At 70.4% G+C, this 14,762-nt stretch carries 15 protein-coding genes; 9 read left to right on the top strand and 6 right to left on the bottom strand.

Translation table 11 applies throughout. The annotated features are described in order from the left end of the window. Positions 1–98 precede the first annotated feature (98 nt). Positions 99–515: an SsgA family sporulation/cell division regulator gene (locus ACQEVG_RS32475; RefSeq protein ID WP_432990455.1), complete on the top strand. Its 417-nt coding sequence runs from the start codon at positions 99–101 to the stop codon at positions 513–515. A 50-nt stretch (positions 516–565) separates the two neighbouring features. On the opposite strand, the gene ACQEVG_RS32470 is transcribed toward ACQEVG_RS32475, so the two are convergent. Next, positions 566–1,252, bottom strand: coding sequence for a GOLPH3/VPS74 family protein (locus tag ACQEVG_RS32470; RefSeq protein ID WP_432990453.1), 687 nt, complete (start codon positions 1,250–1,252; stop codon positions 566–568). A gap of 267 nt (positions 1,253–1,519) precedes the next feature. On the opposite strand from ACQEVG_RS32470, the gene ACQEVG_RS32465 reads away from it, so the two are divergent. The 3 genes from ACQEVG_RS32465 (at position 1,520) to ACQEVG_RS32455 (ending at position 5,144) form a co-directional block, all read left to right on the top strand. After that, positions 1,520–3,163, top strand: a complete 1,644-nt coding sequence (locus ACQEVG_RS32465) for an ABC-F family ATP-binding cassette domain-containing protein (protein WP_432990451.1) — start codon at positions 1,520–1,522, stop codon at positions 3,161–3,163. 113 nt (positions 3,164–3,276) lie between these two features. Further along, positions 3,277–4,053: a dimethylargininase gene (gene ddaH, locus ACQEVG_RS32460; protein WP_432990449.1), complete on the top strand. Its 777-nt coding sequence runs from the start codon at positions 3,277–3,279 to the stop codon at positions 4,051–4,053. 116 nt (positions 4,054–4,169) lie between these two features. Further along, positions 4,170–5,144 (top strand): acyl-ACP desaturase, encoded by a 975-nt coding sequence (locus ACQEVG_RS32455; RefSeq protein WP_432990447.1) that lies wholly within the window; start codon positions 4,170–4,172, stop codon positions 5,142–5,144. 75 nt (positions 5,145–5,219) lie between these two features. Here the strand turns inward: ACQEVG_RS32455 and ACQEVG_RS32450 are convergent, their stop codons facing one another. Further along, positions 5,220–6,659 carry a hypothetical protein gene (locus tag ACQEVG_RS32450; RefSeq protein WP_432990445.1) on the bottom strand — a complete coding sequence of 480 codons (1,440 nt, stop codon included), beginning with the start codon at positions 6,657–6,659 and terminating at the stop codon, positions 5,220–5,222. 145 nt (positions 6,660–6,804) lie between these two features. Between ACQEVG_RS32450 and ACQEVG_RS32445 the strand changes: the two genes are divergently transcribed. After that, positions 6,805–8,637 (top strand): hypothetical protein, encoded by a 1,833-nt coding sequence (locus tag ACQEVG_RS32445; protein WP_432990443.1) that lies wholly within the window; start codon positions 6,805–6,807, stop codon positions 8,635–8,637. A 117-nt stretch (positions 8,638–8,754) separates the two neighbouring features. Here the strand turns inward: ACQEVG_RS32445 and ACQEVG_RS32440 are convergent, their stop codons facing one another. After that, the gene (locus ACQEVG_RS32440; protein ID WP_432990441.1) at positions 8,755–9,552 is read right to left on the bottom strand and encodes a VOC family protein; all 798 of its coding nucleotides are present in this window, start codon (positions 9,550–9,552) and stop codon (positions 8,755–8,757) included. A 175-nt stretch (positions 9,553–9,727) separates the two neighbouring features. Here ACQEVG_RS32440 and ACQEVG_RS32435 point away from each other — a divergent pair, with 175 nt between their 5' ends. Genes ACQEVG_RS32435 through ACQEVG_RS32420 form a run of 4 tightly spaced genes read left to right on the top strand, consistent with a single transcriptional unit; the run spans position 9,728 to position 12,557 of the window. After that, positions 9,728–10,030 carry a hypothetical protein gene (locus ACQEVG_RS32435; protein ID WP_432990439.1) on the top strand — a complete coding sequence of 101 codons (303 nt, stop codon included), beginning with the start codon at positions 9,728–9,730 and terminating at the stop codon, positions 10,028–10,030. Further along, entirely contained in the window at positions 10,023–11,246 is a 1,224-nt protein-coding gene (locus tag ACQEVG_RS32430) for a hypothetical protein (protein WP_432990437.1), read from the top strand. The genes ACQEVG_RS32435 and ACQEVG_RS32430 overlap by 8 nt, the downstream gene beginning before the upstream one ends. 10 nt (positions 11,247–11,256) lie before the next feature. Next, positions 11,257–11,949: a hypothetical protein gene (locus ACQEVG_RS32425; protein ID WP_432990435.1), complete on the top strand. Its 693-nt coding sequence runs from the start codon at positions 11,257–11,259 to the stop codon at positions 11,947–11,949. After that, entirely contained in the window at positions 11,946–12,557 is a 612-nt protein-coding gene (locus tag ACQEVG_RS32420) for a hypothetical protein (RefSeq protein ID WP_432990433.1), read from the top strand. The genes ACQEVG_RS32425 and ACQEVG_RS32420 overlap by 4 nt, the downstream gene beginning before the upstream one ends. 9 nt (positions 12,558–12,566) lie before the next feature. Here ACQEVG_RS32420 and ACQEVG_RS32415 read toward each other — a convergent pair whose 3' ends face one another. The 3 genes from ACQEVG_RS32415 to ACQEVG_RS32405 all read right to left on the bottom strand — a co-directional run bounded on the left by ACQEVG_RS32415 (position 12,567) and on the right by ACQEVG_RS32405 (position 14,671). Next, on the bottom strand, positions 12,567–12,812 hold the full coding sequence (locus tag ACQEVG_RS32415) for a WhiB family transcriptional regulator (RefSeq protein WP_432990431.1): 246 nt from the start codon (positions 12,810–12,812) through the stop codon (positions 12,567–12,569). Positions 12,813–12,905: 93 nt separating this feature from the next. Next, positions 12,906–13,700, bottom strand: coding sequence for a VOC family protein (locus ACQEVG_RS32410; RefSeq protein ID WP_432990429.1), 795 nt, complete (start codon positions 13,698–13,700; stop codon positions 12,906–12,908). Positions 13,701–13,867: 167 nt separating this feature from the next. Then, entirely contained in the window at positions 13,868–14,671 is an 804-nt protein-coding gene (locus tag ACQEVG_RS32405) for a TetR/AcrR family transcriptional regulator (RefSeq protein ID WP_432990427.1), read from the bottom strand. Positions 14,672–14,762 lie beyond the last annotated feature (91 nt).

Genomic DNA, 14,762 nt, shown 5'->3' with positions numbered 1-14,762 from the left:
CGCAGGTCACTCGCTCACCCGATGCACGGATTGAGTCAATCCGACGTCTCTCCCGATGTAAGGGAGCCATCAGCGAGCCGCGCATGAAGGAGCAGGCCTTGTCCACCGTCATCGAGTACGCCGTGCAGGCCCGGCTGGTCGCTTCGGCGCCCCAGATGGAGTCCGTCGCGGCGACACTGCGGTACGACCGCGATGATCCCTTCGCCGTACGCATGGCCTTCCCGCCCCCGGCGACGCTGGAGGGCAACGAGGTGTCCTGGGCGTTCTCGCGTGAGCTGCTCGCGGCGGGCATCGACGCTCCGGCCGGCGTCGGCGACGTACGCGTCAGGCCGTTCGGCTTCGACCGTACGGTGGTGGAGTTCCATGCCCCGGAGGGCGTCGCGATGGTGCATGTCCGCACCAGCGAGCTGCGCCGCTTCCTCAAGCGGGTCCAGGGCATGGTCCCCAGCGGGCGGGAGCACCTCTACCTGGATCTCGACCACAACCTGGCCGAGCTGCTGCGCGACGCCTGCTGACACACCCCGGCCAGCGGCGCCATCGGCGTCACGTGCCGTCGGGCGCCGCGTCAACTGCCGCCCGTGGCCCCGGTGGCGGTCGCCGGCGTCGCCTCGAGGATCATCGCGGCCCGCATCTCCCGGATGATCGTCTTCAGGGCGGGCGCGGCCGCGCCGCTGCGTTCCGCCAGTGCCGCGATGCGGGCCTTGTGCAGCGCACGCTCCCTGCTGTTGGCGAGCGTGCGCAGTTCCGCCGCGGCCGCGAGCGCGACAAGGGCCGCGTCCTGGTCCGAGATCTCGGCCACCGCCGCCGGGCCGGCGAGCACGGTCCGTGCGTCCTCGCGCATCGACTTCACGACATCGACGCGGTCGAGTTCGTAGTGCGCGGACGGGAAAATGCCGAGTACCCGCCTGCGCCGCTTGCGCAGATAGCCCGCCGCGGTGAGCTGGGTGCGGACGGCGTCGAGGGTGTAGGCGGAGTGGAACGTCAGCCAGCGCTGCCACCGGCGGGGCCTGGACTCCTCGATCAGCTCAAGAAGTTTGTCGAGCGGCAGGTCACCGGTGCGATTGTCGCCGATGGGCCGCACCGCCCCGTCGTCCTCCGTGAGCATGCCGCGCTGCGCGAGCTCGGCGAGTGCCCCGGCCCGTACGAGAAGGGCGAGGTGGGCAGCGCCGACGACCGTCATGCGCTCGGTGTCCCAGGACAGGAGATAGAGCCGCGCGGCGAGCGAGAGCGATCCGTTGGGCACAGCGCTCACGATAATTCGTTGACGGCGACCAGGCCCGCTCGTACGGTGTACAGCAGTCCTGTTGTCGTCGATTGGAGAAGGACGTTGCTCGTCTGAGGTCCTGAGACACCGTGCGTCACAGCTTCCTTGAGCATGCTGTGCGCGCCGCGTGCGACCTCGGCGTTCTGAGCCGTCCTCCCCCACCGGGACCTTCTGTGCCTCCCGGCGGCCGTCGTGCGCATCAGCGGTGTCTCCACCCGTTGCCCCTACCCCTTTGCACGCAACCGGGAGACCCGTATGTCTACTGCCCCTTCTCACATCACCTGCTCCTCACTCTCGTTCGCCTGGCCGGACGGCACCGGTGTCTTCGACGACTTCCAGCTGGCGGTCGGCCCGGGCCGTACCGGGCTGATCGGCCTCAACGGCTCTGGAAAGTCAACCCTGTTGAAGCTGATCGCCGGCGAGCTCACGCCGACGGACGGAGCGGTCCGCATCGCGGGCGAGGTCGGCGCTCTGCCGCAGAACCTGGTGCTCGACACCGCTCTGCGGGTGGACGAGGTCCTCGGCATCGCGGCCACCCGCGCCGCGCTGCATGCCATCGAGGCGGGCGACCCCGGCGAGCAGCACTTCGCGGCGGTCGGCGACGACTGGGACGTCGAGGAGCGCGCCCGTGCCACCCTCGATCAGCTCGGGCTCGGCCACATCGGACTCGGCCGCACCATCGGCGAGGTGTCGGGCGGTGAGGGCGTGCTGCTGCGGCTCGCGGCTCTGCTGCTGGCCCGGCCGGATGTGCTGCTGCTGGACGAGCCGACGAACAATCTGGATCTGTACGCGCGCCGGCGGCTGTACGACGCGGTCGCCGCCTGGTCCGGAGTGCTGGTCGTGGTCAGCCACGACCGTGAACTGCTGGAACTGGTCGACCAGATCGCCGATCTGCGGGACGGGGAGGTCACGTGGTACGGCGGCAACTTCTCCGCGTACGAGGAGGCGCTCGCCGTCGAGCAGGACGCCGCCGAGCGGCTGGTGCGCGTCGCCGAGGCCAACGTACAGCGCCAGAAGCGCGAACTGGCCGACGCCCACCTGAAGTTGGCCAAGCGTGTGCGCTACGGCCAGAAGATGTACGACACCAAGCGGGAGCCGCGCGCCGTCATGAAGATGCGCAAACGCACCGCCCAGGTCTCGGCAGGCAAGCACCGCATCATGCACACGGAGAAGCTCGCGGAGGCGAAGGAGCGCCTCGACGAGGCCGTGGACGCGGTCCGCGACGACGACGAGATCCGTATCGAGCTGCCCTTCACCAAGGTCCATCCGGGCCGGGGCGTACTGCGGCTGAGCGAGCTGCGACTGCGCTACGGAGCCGAGGTGAAGGGAGAGTTCGAGGTGCGCGGCCCCGAGCGGATCGCGCTGGTCGGACGCAATGGCGCGGGCAAGACGACGCTGCTGCGGACGATCACCGGCGAACTGCAGCCGGTCGGGGGCGAGGCGGTCGCCGAGGTGCCGCTGCGCTTTCTTCCACAGCGGCTCGATGTGCTCGACGACGGACTGAGCATCGTCGAGAACGTGGCGCGGTTCGCGCCCGATGCCACCAACAACCGGATCAGGGCGCGGCTCGCCCGCTTCCTCTTCCGGGGCGCGCGGGCCGATCAGCCGGCCGGGACCCTGTCGGGCGGTGAGCGGTTCCGGGCGGCGCTCGCGGCGCTGCTGCTCGCCGAACCGGCGCCGCAGCTGCTGATGCTCGACGAGCCGACCAACAATCTGGACATGGCGAGTGTGCGGAAGCTGACCGCGGCGCTGGAGTCGTACGAGGGAGCGCTGATCGTGGCGAGTCACGATGTGCCGTTCCTGGAGTCGATCGGCATCACGCGCGGGCTGCTGCTGGACGGCGAACTGCGTGACATCACGGCGGACGAGGTTCGGGAGGGCGAGCTGCCGAAGGCGTGAGCGTCACACCGGCTACTGCGGAGTATCTGTGGGGCTCCCGGGGCTGGACTGAGACCCGGGGCGGCGGGTCATGATGGGCCGACCAGACCCGTGACACCCCTGGAGAACGCCCCGTGCCGAGCAAGAAAGCCCTGATCCGCCGTCCCAGCCCGCGCCTTGCCGAGGGGCTTGTCACCCATATCGAGCGCTCCCCCGTCGACGCCGAGCTGGCCCTGGAGCAGTGGGAGACGTATGCGACGACGCTGCGCGAGCACGGCTGGGAGACCGTCGAGACGGAGCCGGCCGACGACTGCCCGGACGGTGTGTTCATCGAGGACACGGTCGTGATCTACCGCAATGTCGCGCTGATCGCCCGGCCGGGGGCCGAGTCCCGCAGGCCGGAGACGTCGGCCGTGGAGGAGACCCTGGCCCGGCTCGGCTGCTCGGTGAACTGGGTGTGGGAGCCGGGCACCCTCGACGGCGGCGACGTCCTCAAGGTCGGCGACACGATCTACGTGGGCCGCGGCGGCCGTACGAACGCCGCGGGCGTGCAGCAGCTGCGCGCCGCCTTCGAGCCGCTGGGCGCCCGGGTCGTGGCCGTGCCGGTGACGAAGGTGCTGCATCTGAAGTCGGCCGTCACCGCGCTGCCGGACTCCACCGTCATCGGCTACCCGCCGCTGGTCGACACCCCGTCCGTCTTCCCCCGCCATCTCCCGGTGCCGGAGGAGTCCGGCTCCCATGTGGTGCTGCTCGGCGGCGGAAAACTGCTGATGGCGGCGAGTGCGCCGAAGACGGCCGAACTGTTCACGGATCTCGGCTACGAGCCGGTCCCGGTGGACATCAGCGAGTTCGAGAAGCTCGAAGGCTGCGTGACCTGCCTCTCGGTACGCCTCCGTGACCTGTACGCATAACGGAACGTAACCGGACATCAGACATCCGGGCTTGGCCCACGGCTTACTGCGGCTTTAACCTACGGTCTCGTAACCTACGAATACGTAGGTAACTCTCCCGTCCCCCTGGAGCACCCGTGACGATCACCTCTCCCCACCTCGGCAGTTCGGAAGCGTGGACCGACGCCCGACTGCTGTTCGCGCTGGAGGAGGTGGTGGAGAAGGAACTCAACCGCCATCTCAAGGTCGCCAAGGACTGGATGCCGCACGAGTACGTCCCGTTCACCGACGGCCGCAACTTCCCCGGCCTCTTCGAGGACGGCGAAGCCTGGGAGCCCGAGCAGTCCAAGGTCACCGACATCGGCAAGATCGCACTGGTGGTGAACCTGCTGACCGAGGACAACCTCCCCAGCTACCACCACGAGATCGCCTCGCTCTTTGGCCGCGACGGCGCCTGGGGCACCTGGGTGCACCGCTGGACCGCGGAGGAGGGCCGGCACGGCATCGTGATGCGCGACTACCTGCTCACCTCGCGCGCGGTCGACCCGGACAAGCTGGAGCAGTTCCGGATGGCGCACATGGCGGAGGGCTTCGAGTCCGACAACCGCCACTCGATGCTGCACTCGGTGGCGTACGTCGCCTTCCAGGAGCTCGCCACCCGCGTCTCGCACCGCAACACCGGCCATCAGTCGGGCGACCCCGTCTGTGACCGGATGCTGGCGCGGATCGCGACCGACGAGAACCTGCACATGGTCTTCTACCGGAACCTGCTGGGTGCGGCCTTCGAGATCGCCCCGGATCTGACGATGCAGGCCGTGCGGGACGTCGTCGTCAACTTCCGGATGCCGGGACACGGCATGCCGGGCTTCGAGCGCGCGGCCGCGCAGATGGCGATCGGCGAGATCTACAACATGCGGATCCACCACGACGATGTGCTGCAGCCCGTGCTGCGCTTCCTGAAGGTGCTGGAAATAGACGGGCTCGGCCCGGAGGGCCTGAAGGCGCAGGAGGAGCTCGGTCTGTACATGGGCGGGCTGAACTCCGAGGCGTCCAAGTTCGACGAGAAGCTCGCGGCCCGCAAGGCGCGGATGGCGGCGCGGGCGGCGGGCTGATCCGTCCCGCAGGCCCGGGGGCGGCGGCTGAACCGTCCGGCGACCCCGGTGACCCCGTGCAGCGAGCGGCAGCGGCTATTCGTACGCTGTCACGCTGCCCAGGGCCGCATCACGCACGTCCGCGTCGGCATGGCGGCGCAGCGTCCGCAGCTGGGCCCGCCACGGCCCGGTCCAGGATGTGCGCCCGCCGCCGGCCGAGGTGAGCGTCACCGCGAGGAGACCTTCCGTGCGACCGCCCGCCTCGGTGAGCCGCCGGGCGGCGGCGAGCAGCGTCCCGGGATCGCCGGGCCGGTCGGTGCCGCCGAGCCTCCTGTCCAGCGCGTCCGTGGTGCGTACGACGAGGGCGGGTCGGCCCTCGTGCAGACGGACAAGCCGGGCGAAGGCGGCATACAGTGCCGCCGGTGCCGCTTCCAGGTCGAGGGATTCCACCAGCAGCGTCGCGGCCTGCGGCACAAAGGCGTCGTGGCCGGCGAGCAGCTCGGCCGCGGCCGTCAGCACCGGTCGTACCGTGCGGGGCCGCGACACGGTCTGCCGGGAGAGCCGCGTCACGAGGTATTCGATCCGGCGGCGCGCGGGCCGGTCCCGGTCCGCGCCCGCGTCGGCCGTTTCCCGCTCTTCGGCGGTGACCGGCTGCTCCTCTGCCGTGATCAACACCTGGAGCGCCCGCTCCACGGCACGGCCCGCCTCCGGCCCGGAGGCCGCGGCGGAGGCCAGTCCGTCGGCGGCGGCGTACCAGGACTGCCGGTCGGCCAGCTCGGTGATCGCGGCCACCAGGACCGCGGAGGCGTCCGGCGACCAGGGCACCCAGCGCGCGAGCGCCGCGTACGCGAGAGTGGCGAGCTCCCTGTCCCCGGTGGCGCACACGTCCCGCACCAGGCGGGCGTAGCGGGGCCTGTCCGGCCCCGGGAGATCCATCGGCACCACCCTCAGCACGGCGGTGCGCGCCGCCGTGTCGCCGGACGCCGCGTCGTTCAGCAGCTGCCAGGTCCGTTCGTCGCGGAGCAGCGGGGCGGCGAAGGCCACGCACGCGGCCCGCACATCGCGGTGCTGGTCCGTCCTGGCGTGCGCGTCGGCCAGCAGCCCCGCCGCCTCCGGCAGCGGCAACCGGGTGGCGGCCAGCCGTACAGCCTCCTTGCGGCTGGTCACCTTGGCGGCGCCCGGTGCCAGTACGCCGCCCAGCAGTTCGCCGAGCTCTGACGGTTTCGCGTACCGGGAGGCGCGGGTGGCGGCGTAGACGGCGACGCGTGCCCGGTCGCCGCCCGCGTGGGCGAGGAGTTCGGGCAGTGCATCGGCGGGCCGGTCGGTCCATGCCAGTGCGGCGAGGGCCGCCTCCGAGAGCGCCACGTCGGACGACCCCGTCCAGCGGCGCACGGTCTCGACACCCAGGGCGGGGATGCGCGCCGCGGCCGCGAGGGCGGACGCCCTCGCATAACAGAGGGAGCGAAGCGTCGCGCACCGCACGCTCCAACTGGCGTGCTGCGGAAAGCTGTTGGCAAGCGGTCCAGCGATGGACATCGGCACCCACCGGCACGGTCCAGTGGGTGCCCTTGGTGAGGAAACGCCCGTACGGTGGGGACTCGCTCAGGAGCAGGTCGAGCAGGTCGGTGCGGCGCGAGGTCAACACCCGTACGACATCCGGCAGTACAGCAGCCGATGCCTCATGGTTGAGAAGGAGCTCCACCCGCCGGTCGCGTTCGGCGGACGGTTCGAGCCAGAGCCCGACGGCTGTCCGCGCGGTGGTGTTGCTGCCGTACCGAACGGCCTGCCAGAGCAGGTCCTGCAGCTCGGGCATGCCCGCCGCGCGCCGGCCGACGGCGCGGGTGAGCGCGAAAGCGAGAGAGAAGTCGGCCTTCTCCGCGCCCGCCTCGATCCAGGGGTGCAGCGCGTCGAAGACCGTGTGCTCCTGGCCATGGCGCAGGGTGCGGTCCAGTCGGCCGAGATCCGCGCCACCGGTGCTGCCCGATATGCGGACGAGGGTGCGCAGCGCCCAGTTCACCAACTGCCGTCGACCGGCGGCGGCATGTTCGCGCAGCACGGCGAGCGCCAGGCGGCTCAGCGCCTGCCGCGTGTCCGGGGACGAGTCGCGGGCCGCCACGGCGTCGGTGGCCACGCGGTCGAGATGCTGCTCCGCCTCGTCGGTGAAGAGCACGGGCCGGGTGTCGGCGAGCGCACGTATCGCTGCCGAACGCACCGGGTCCTGTTCATTGCGCAGTCGCGCCATCTCCTCCAGTACCGCGGTGACGGCTTCGGGTTCGCCGGAGCGGCCGGCGTTGCGGATCAGCAGTGGCCAGGCCTCGGCGCGGTCCTCCGCCGACGCGCGGTGCGTGGCCGCGATCAGCTGCTCACGTGCCTGGGCGACGGGCAGATAGGACTCGGCGAGCAGCACCGAACTCCAGCCCGCTCCACGCTCGGTGGCACAGTCCGCCATCCGGCGTGCCTCGCCGGCCACGTAGCTGCGCGGCAGTACCTCGAGAAGCTCGGCGTTCACAGCCTGGACCTCGCGCCCGCGACCGGCGAGCACGGCCTCGTAGAAGGCGCCGCGGCGGCCCGGCGGGTGAGCGGCGATGAGCCGGGCGAACTCGTCGTGGTCGGCGGCCATGACCGTGCCGAGATCGACGAGCAGGGCCTCGGGGGCGTTCCGGGCGAGGTGTCGCAGTACAGCAGGGCGCAGCGTGGTGCTGCGGCGGATCGCGGTCCCCTCGGGGGCGAGCAGCATCCGCACGACACGGGCCGGGTCGGCCTTGGCCAGTACCCCGGTCTTCGGGCGCAGGGGGACTGGCAGAGCCCCGGGTCCATAGCGCTCCAACAGGTCGAGGACACGCAGGGGTTCGGCGTCCGTAACCGCCGCGACGGCAATGGCGTACCGCTGCCACCAGCCGTCGCGCAGCGCCTCCGGCAGCGCGGAGAGCTCACGCTCCGCCACGTCGAGAAGGGTGCCGGGATGGCGGCCGGCGAGCCCGGTCCAACCGCGTACGGCATGGAACAGGGCAGGCAGCAGCCGTTCGGCGGTCGCAGCCTTGCACCCGGGCAGCAGGCGCGCCGCCTCCACATCGCCCCAGGTCTCCCGGATCCCGTCGACGACCCGGTCGGCGAGCGCGGAGCGGCGCCCGCGGACCATCGCGCGCAGCAGCTGCTTGCGGACTGCGGCGGGGGCGTCGTCGAGCGCGGCGACGAAGGCGTCGTCGGGCACACCGAGGCTCGCGGCGACCCTCAGGGCCTGGCCGCGGACAAAGGAGTGCGGGTCCGCGAGCCGCGAGCCGATCCACTCGGCATCCCCACCCACGGCGGCCGCGACGACGGCGAGCCCGCGCTCATAGGGGCCACGCCCGTCGAGCTCGGCGAGCAGCGGGCGCAGCTCCGCCCGCTCCATCTCCCGTGTCCGCGCGGCGAGTTCGCGCATGCGCAGGGGATACGGGAGGGGTTCGAGCACATCCAGGAGGACGTCCGCCTGGTAGCGGGGGGTGTGGGCCATGCGGGGAATTCTGCCTGCTGACGAGAGGCGAACCGCAGTGAATACCCCACCTTGCATGATCGACCGGCACACACAGGCCGCCCGCAGATGGCGCGACCCGGGCACGAGGGGTGCCCGGGTCGGGTCCGGTACGACGGCTCAGGACGCGTCGGTCGTCTTGGGCACGTTCCCCCGGGTCGTCTTGAGGTCAATCACGGAAAACGCCGCACCCTGCGGGTCGCTCAGCGCGGCAAACCGCCCGAAGGGGGTGTCCATCGGCCCGAAGCGCAGCACTCCCCCGCGTTCGGTAGCCCTCGCCACCGCCGCGTCGCAGTCCTCCACGCCGAAGTAGACGTTCAGGTACGGCGGTACCTCGGGCGGGAACTCCTCCGTCATCGTCATTCGCCCCAGGACCGTCTCGCCGCCGAGGCTGAAGAGCTTGTAGTCGACCGCGTCGTCATCCATCCGCTGCACGCCGTAGGGGAACACAGCGGGCCAGAAGGCGTCCGACTTCTCCGGCTCCCGGGTGAAGATCTCGGCCCAGCAGAACCCGCCGGGCTCGCTCTTCTTCTCGAAGCCTTCGTGGGTGCCTGCCTGCCAGACGCCGAAGACGACACCGCTGGGGTCGCGGGCGAGCAGCATCGAACCGAAGTCGCCGACCTGCATCGGCTCCATCAGCACCTCGCCCCCGTTGTCACGGATCTTCCCGGCGGCGGCCCCGACATCCTGGGACGCGAGGTACAGACACCAGGCGGACGGCCCTTCCTGGCCGGGCATCGGCGGCACGACGGCGGCCACGGCCTTGCCGCCCGAGTACGCCTGTGTGTAGTTGCCGTACTCCGACGACGCCTCGCCGAAGGTCCACCCCAGCACGTCACCGTAGAAGCTCTTGGCACCCTCGACATCGCTGAACATCGCGTCGGCCCAGCACGGTGTGCCCTCAGGTTGTGCGGCCATGACTACGACTCTCTCTCCTGCTCGATGAATGGTCCGTCTTCACGCTAGCCAGCGGACCGCCAGCCCGCGCGCCGAGCGGGAGGCGGCGGGGAGGCGGCCTCGGCCTCACCGGGCTCACCCGTGTGAGGGACGCGGTTTATCCAGGTATGGCGATGATCTGCAAGTGTGGTCCGTTATGGATCGTGATCTTCAGGTGGACACCGACCAGTTGGGCAGCTTCTCGCGTGCGCTGGACCGTTCGCTGACGTCGCTCACGGAGGCGAGACGGGCGCTGGAGCATGTACGGGCCGACCAGGTGGGCACGCGGGAACTGGACGAGGCGTGCGACGGCTTCCAGCGGCGCTGGACATACGGCGCGGAGCAGCTGGGCGCGCGGATCCAGGCGGTGCACGACGGCGTGAAGCTGAGCCACGAGGGCTACGCGCAGGTCAGCAAGGCGATCGAAGCGGCGTTCCAGGCGGTGGAGGGGCGTGCCTGAGTACCCGCATCTGGGCTGGGACCCGGCGCCGGGGAGCCCGTCGGCGATCGCCGCGCTCCAGAAGAAGCTCAGCACATCGGCGACGGCACTGGGCACGGCGCACCGCCTGGTGGACGAGCTGCTGGGCGAGAGCACGTACTGGCGCGGCGAGGCGGCGGACGCGTTTCGCGGGGCGCTGGACGGGGATCTGCCGCGGCACCTGAAGAACGCGCACAGGTCGGTGTCGGAGGCGGCGTCGAAGCTGCGGGTGTGGCACGACGACCTGGTGGGCTACCAGGCGACGGCGAGACGGTACGACACCAGGGCGAAGCTGGACGCGGCGGCACTCACGAGGGCGGAGTCCCACCAGGAGAACGTCCGCTCGACGCCGGACCTGCCGGAGGCGGAGCTGAGGGCGGCGGGCGAGGCGGTGACGAAGGCGCGGGAGGCGCTGGAGTCGGTGCGGAGGCTGGCGCGAGAGCTGGAGGAGACGCACAGGGTGGGGGCGGGGCGGGTGGCGAGGGCGCTGAATGAGGCGACGGAGCGGGTGGCGCCGCCGGAACCGGGCGCTCTGAGGAGGACGATCAACTGGATCGACGACAACTTGGGCGACTCCCTGAGCCTGTTGTCCGCCACGCTCGGACTCGTCGCGATCTTTGTCTCGGCCCCGGTCGCGGTGCCGTTACTGTTCGCCGCTGCCGGACTGAGCCTCGCGGCACTTGTGTCGCACGCAGCTGATCCGAAGCACGGCGCCGCCCTGAAGGCGGGTTTCACAACGGGCAAGCTCGACAGTCAGTTCTGGTCCAGTGCCGTCGCACTTTCTGGCGATGCCCTGGGAGCGTTGCCGGGTGTAGGTGCTGTCGCGCAGGGCGCCAAGGGCCTGGCTACGGCCACCCGGACAGGTATCGCCGCCGAGCATGGCGCCTCGGCGACACTCAGCAGCGGAGCCCGCGCCTTCGGGACCGATTCCGTGGCAGCCATGCGCGAGGCGAACGAAGCACCGACACCAGTTCTGGACTGGGCAGTCCGACGGGCGGGTGCAAGGAGTGAGACGCCCATTCAGGCCGGTGCAGCAGGTTCGGCCGTGGTCACGTCGGCCGTTGGTCTCACTCCGGCCAACGAGAACGACACCGTCAAGAACACCGCGACGACGGTGGACGGTTCGCGTCTCGCAGTGTCAGACGCCCCGGGAGCCGGGGTCGCCGCGGCCCGGACATGGGCTCAACTCGCCCGATAGGAGAACTGACATGGCACACGCCCCCACCATCGAGCCACAGTCGACCTGCTGGTTTCGTCTACCGCCAGGATTCATCGACCTGGAACCAGGTGCATGGGACGAACTGGAGGCACGAATGAGCGATGGCCTCGCATTCCTTCACCAGGACGCCAGATTGCCTGGTGAGCGGTCACCGCGAGCACGCGTGTTCCTGGAACTGCTGGCCGACTTGTACGACCAGGGCATGATGCACTTGGCCTTCGGCATCCATACCGGTGGCAGCCGAGGCGTCTGTACCTCCGTGTTCTCGCTGTCAGACGTGCCCACCAACGCCGCCACACGGGTGCTGGCTGCAGCTCAATGCGGCCTTCAGCTCGTCGCCCACCCGTTCGGGACTGTCCTGCGCCGCGATCTCGTGGATCTGCCGTGCGGCATGCCTGCTGCGCTCGTGACCTGCCTCCTGCCCGAGCCGCCCGATCACGTCCGCGAGAAGCATGCGGAGACTCCCTCCGACGGTTCGGGCGTGTTCCAGGCACGTTTGGGCATTGCCCGTCCCTCGGGTTCGCGCGTCGTCCTCATCGACCTCACTACGACTGAAGTCGAGCTGGCGGACGAGTACACGGAAATCCTGCTCGGCATCGGGCGGACCGTCAGCTTCACCGACCCCACTCCGCAGTCTGCGGCTCCGATGCGTCACAGCCGCGTTCTGGAGGTTCTCCGGTGACACCGCCCCCAGCAGTGCCGACGGCCGAGACCGCTTTCAGCCATCCCCCGACCGTGGCGGCCTACCGCGGGCTCGTGCGCAGGCGTCAACTGTGGCTCGCCGGTTTTGTTGTCGCGTCGGGGACAATCATCGTGGGCGGCGAGGAACTGCCCGTTGCGGACCGGGCCATCCCCCTCTTCGCCACTATGCTGTTGACGGCACCCGTTCTCGTGCTGATGGCTGCCCTGGCACTGATCTACACGCCACGAACGGCGCGCATCCTACGCACCTATCCGTGGCGCGCGTACCCGTGCCGCTATCCACCGCGTGGTCAGCGCCGGGACTTCGTCATGGCCGTCACCGTCGCCCCAGGCCGGGAAGTCCTTCTGCACAGCACCCCGTACCGCTGCAGTCTGGAGCACAAACGCAATACGCATCCGGACACCATCTGGTTCGCCGGCGATCCGGAGGGCGGTGGGGTCGCGTCCCCGGTCGGGGGCCATTACCCGGTCAGGGTCGTGCCCACGGCGATGCGAGACGGGCAACGCCCGCCACTGCCGCCGGCCGACGCGCTGGCCGAGAGCGCAGGACTGGCAAAGGACGGGCGCTACCTGCGGTACTGGTTCTGACGCCCGGCTTCAGCCCTGCGCCCGCTTCAGCCGGTACCGCTCCTTCTCCGACAGCCCGCCCCACACCCCAAATCTCTCGTCGTTGTCCAGCGCATACTCCAGGCACGCCACCCGCCCCTCGCATGCCCCGCACAGCTGCTTCGCCTCCCGCGTCGACGAGCCCGGCGCCGGGAAGAAGAGTTCCGGGCCCGTCTGGGCGCACAGCGCGGTCTCCTGCCAGGAGAGTTCTTGGTCGGTGATGGTGTTGATCGGCATGCGGCACACGTTTCCCCGCGCCGATAAACGCCGGGTCAATGAAGCATCAACGTCCCCACGCCCACCACCCCCGACCGGCAGACCCGAACCGCATCACTCCTCCGCCTGCACCCCCTGCATCACCGCGAACCGCCCGCCCGCCGGGTCCGCCAGTTTGGCGAAGCGGCCCACGCCCTCCATGTCGACGGGGGGCATTCTGACCTTGCCGCCCAATTCCGCGGCCTTCGCCACCGCTGCGTCGCAGTCCTCGACCTCGAAGTACGGCAGCCAGTACGGCCCTTCCGTCTCCACCGGGTCCGCGGCCAGCGGGACGATTCCGCCGAACATCGTCTCCGCGCCCGCTCCCGCCGGGTTCACCATCGTGTACGAGCCCGTCCCGTCCGGCAACGGCATCGTCGATGTCTCCCAGCCGAAGACACCGCTGTAGAAGCGAAGAGCCGCACCGGGATCGGAGGCGTACAGCTCGGCCCAGCACAGCGAGCGGGGGTCGTTCACAAGGTCCAGGCCCTTGACCTGGCCCGGCTGCCACGTCGCGAAGGCCGCGCCCGCCGGGTCGGTGAAGACCGCCATGCGGCCCAGTTCGAAGACGTCCATGGGTTCGAAGACGACCGCGCCGCCGCCCTGTACGACCGCCTTGGCCGTGGCGTCGGCGTCGGGCGACTGGAAGTAGAGGGTCCAGCCCGGCGCGCCCTGTTCGGGAGTGACCGTCATGCCGCCCGCGACCGTCTTGCCCTCCAGCTGGAACATGCCGTAGCCACCGGCTTCGGGGCCCGCGGACTGAAAGGTCCAGCCGAACAGGCCGCCGTAAAAGGTGGTCGCTGCCTCGATGTCGGGCGTGCCGAGGTCGATCCAGTTCGGGGTGCCCGTGACAAAACGGGTGGTGAGCATGGTGCGCTCCTTCTGGGAATCCCGTTGTCCTGTCGTGTCGAGTCTGCGCCCGATCCCGACCCACCGCACCGGTAGGCCCCGGCAGGGCGGGCCCCTCCCCGGTCACCGGCCAGATCCCCCTGCCCCAACGCGCTGAGGACCAGCGGTCCTTCTTGCCGGGCAACTGGTCAGGCGGCGTCCTGCGTGAAGCGACCGAGCAGTGCGTCCACACCTGCGGCCAGCCCCTGCGGCCCGCCGTGCTCGGCGAGAGCCGGGGCCGTCTCCCGGAGTCTGGGAAGTTCCTGGACCGGCATGCGGTGCAGTCCGAACCGGAACGCCGGGACGGACTCGTCGGGGTTGTCCACCATGGCTCGCAGCTCCACGAAGATGTAGCCGAGCACCCAGCTGGTGAAGGCACGGAAGGCCAGCGAGGCCCTGCGCTCGTCGAGGCCTGCCTGTTCGAGCAGGATGAGCACGCGCTCATGGTCCTTGAGGACCGCCAGCGGGCGACGGGCCATCGGGACCGCCAGCATGCGGGTGGCCAGGAGGGGCACCACCTGCGGATGGGCCAGGGCGACCTGGTAGGTCGCCTGGGCGATCCGGTGCAGCTCGGTGCGCCATTCGGGCCCCTCGGCGAAGGGACCCATGGCAATGGCCGCAGCGTCACCGCCGCCGACGGCGGCCGTGACGGTGACGGTGGCAGGGGCGGCGGCAGGGACGGCGAGGCATTCCTGCAGTTCGATGAAGAGAGCCTCGACCAGGCCGTCCAGAAGGGCGTCCTTGCTGGGGGCATACCGGTACAGGGCCATGGCCTCCACGCCGAGCTCGGATCCCACCCTGCGCATGCTCAGCGCCGAAAGCCCCTCACGGTCGACCAATTCCAGGGCAGTGGCCAGCACGCGCTCCCGGCTCAGCTTGCCGTAACGGCCGCGATCGCCGGACCGCCGCCCGTTCTCCTTCCGGCCCCGCTCGGGCCCCTTGTCCGTCTTCACGATGTCTGCCTCCAGTCGCCGGAGCGAGCCGCCTCGGCCTCTCCCTTGACCGTAGGCGCAAAAGGGATGAAAGTGTATGCATACTACGTAA

This window comes from Streptomyces sp. CA-135486, assembly GCF_050936555.1.
Classification (GTDB): Bacteria; Actinomycetota; Actinomycetes; order Streptomycetales; family Streptomycetaceae; genus Streptomyces.
The sequence above is the reverse complement of the archived record's forward strand: the minus strand, read 5'-3'. Positions and strand labels throughout refer to the sequence as shown.

What these genes read in the sequence shown, in the direction of transcription:
- ACQEVG_RS32425 (WP_432990435.1), top strand. Translation starts at nt 11,257, where the DNA reads ATGGCACACGCCCCCACCATCGAGCCACAGTCGACCTGCTGGTTTCGT.
- ACQEVG_RS32435 (WP_432990439.1), top strand. Translation starts at nt 9,728, where the DNA reads ATGGATCGTGATCTTCAGGTGGACACCGACCAGTTGGGCAGCTTCTCG.
- ACQEVG_RS32415 (WP_432990431.1), bottom strand. Translation starts at nt 12,812, where the DNA reads ATGCCGATCAACACCATCACCGACCAAGAACTCTCCTGGCAGGAGACC.
- ACQEVG_RS32465 (WP_432990451.1), top strand. Translation starts at nt 1,520, where the DNA reads ATGTCTACTGCCCCTTCTCACATCACCTGCTCCTCACTCTCGTTCGCC.
- ACQEVG_RS32440 (WP_432990441.1), bottom strand. Translation starts at nt 9,552, where the DNA reads ATGGCCGCACAACCTGAGGGCACACCGTGCTGGGCCGACGCGATGTTC.
- ACQEVG_RS32445 (WP_432990443.1), top strand. Translation starts at nt 6,805, where the DNA reads ATGGTTGAGAAGGAGCTCCACCCGCCGGTCGCGTTCGGCGGACGGTTC.
- ACQEVG_RS32410 (WP_432990429.1), bottom strand. Translation starts at nt 13,700, where the DNA reads ATGCTCACCACCCGTTTTGTCACGGGCACCCCGAACTGGATCGACCTC.
- ACQEVG_RS32450 (WP_432990445.1), bottom strand. Translation starts at nt 6,659, where the DNA reads ATGTCCATCGCTGGACCGCTTGCCAACAGCTTTCCGCAGCACGCCAGT.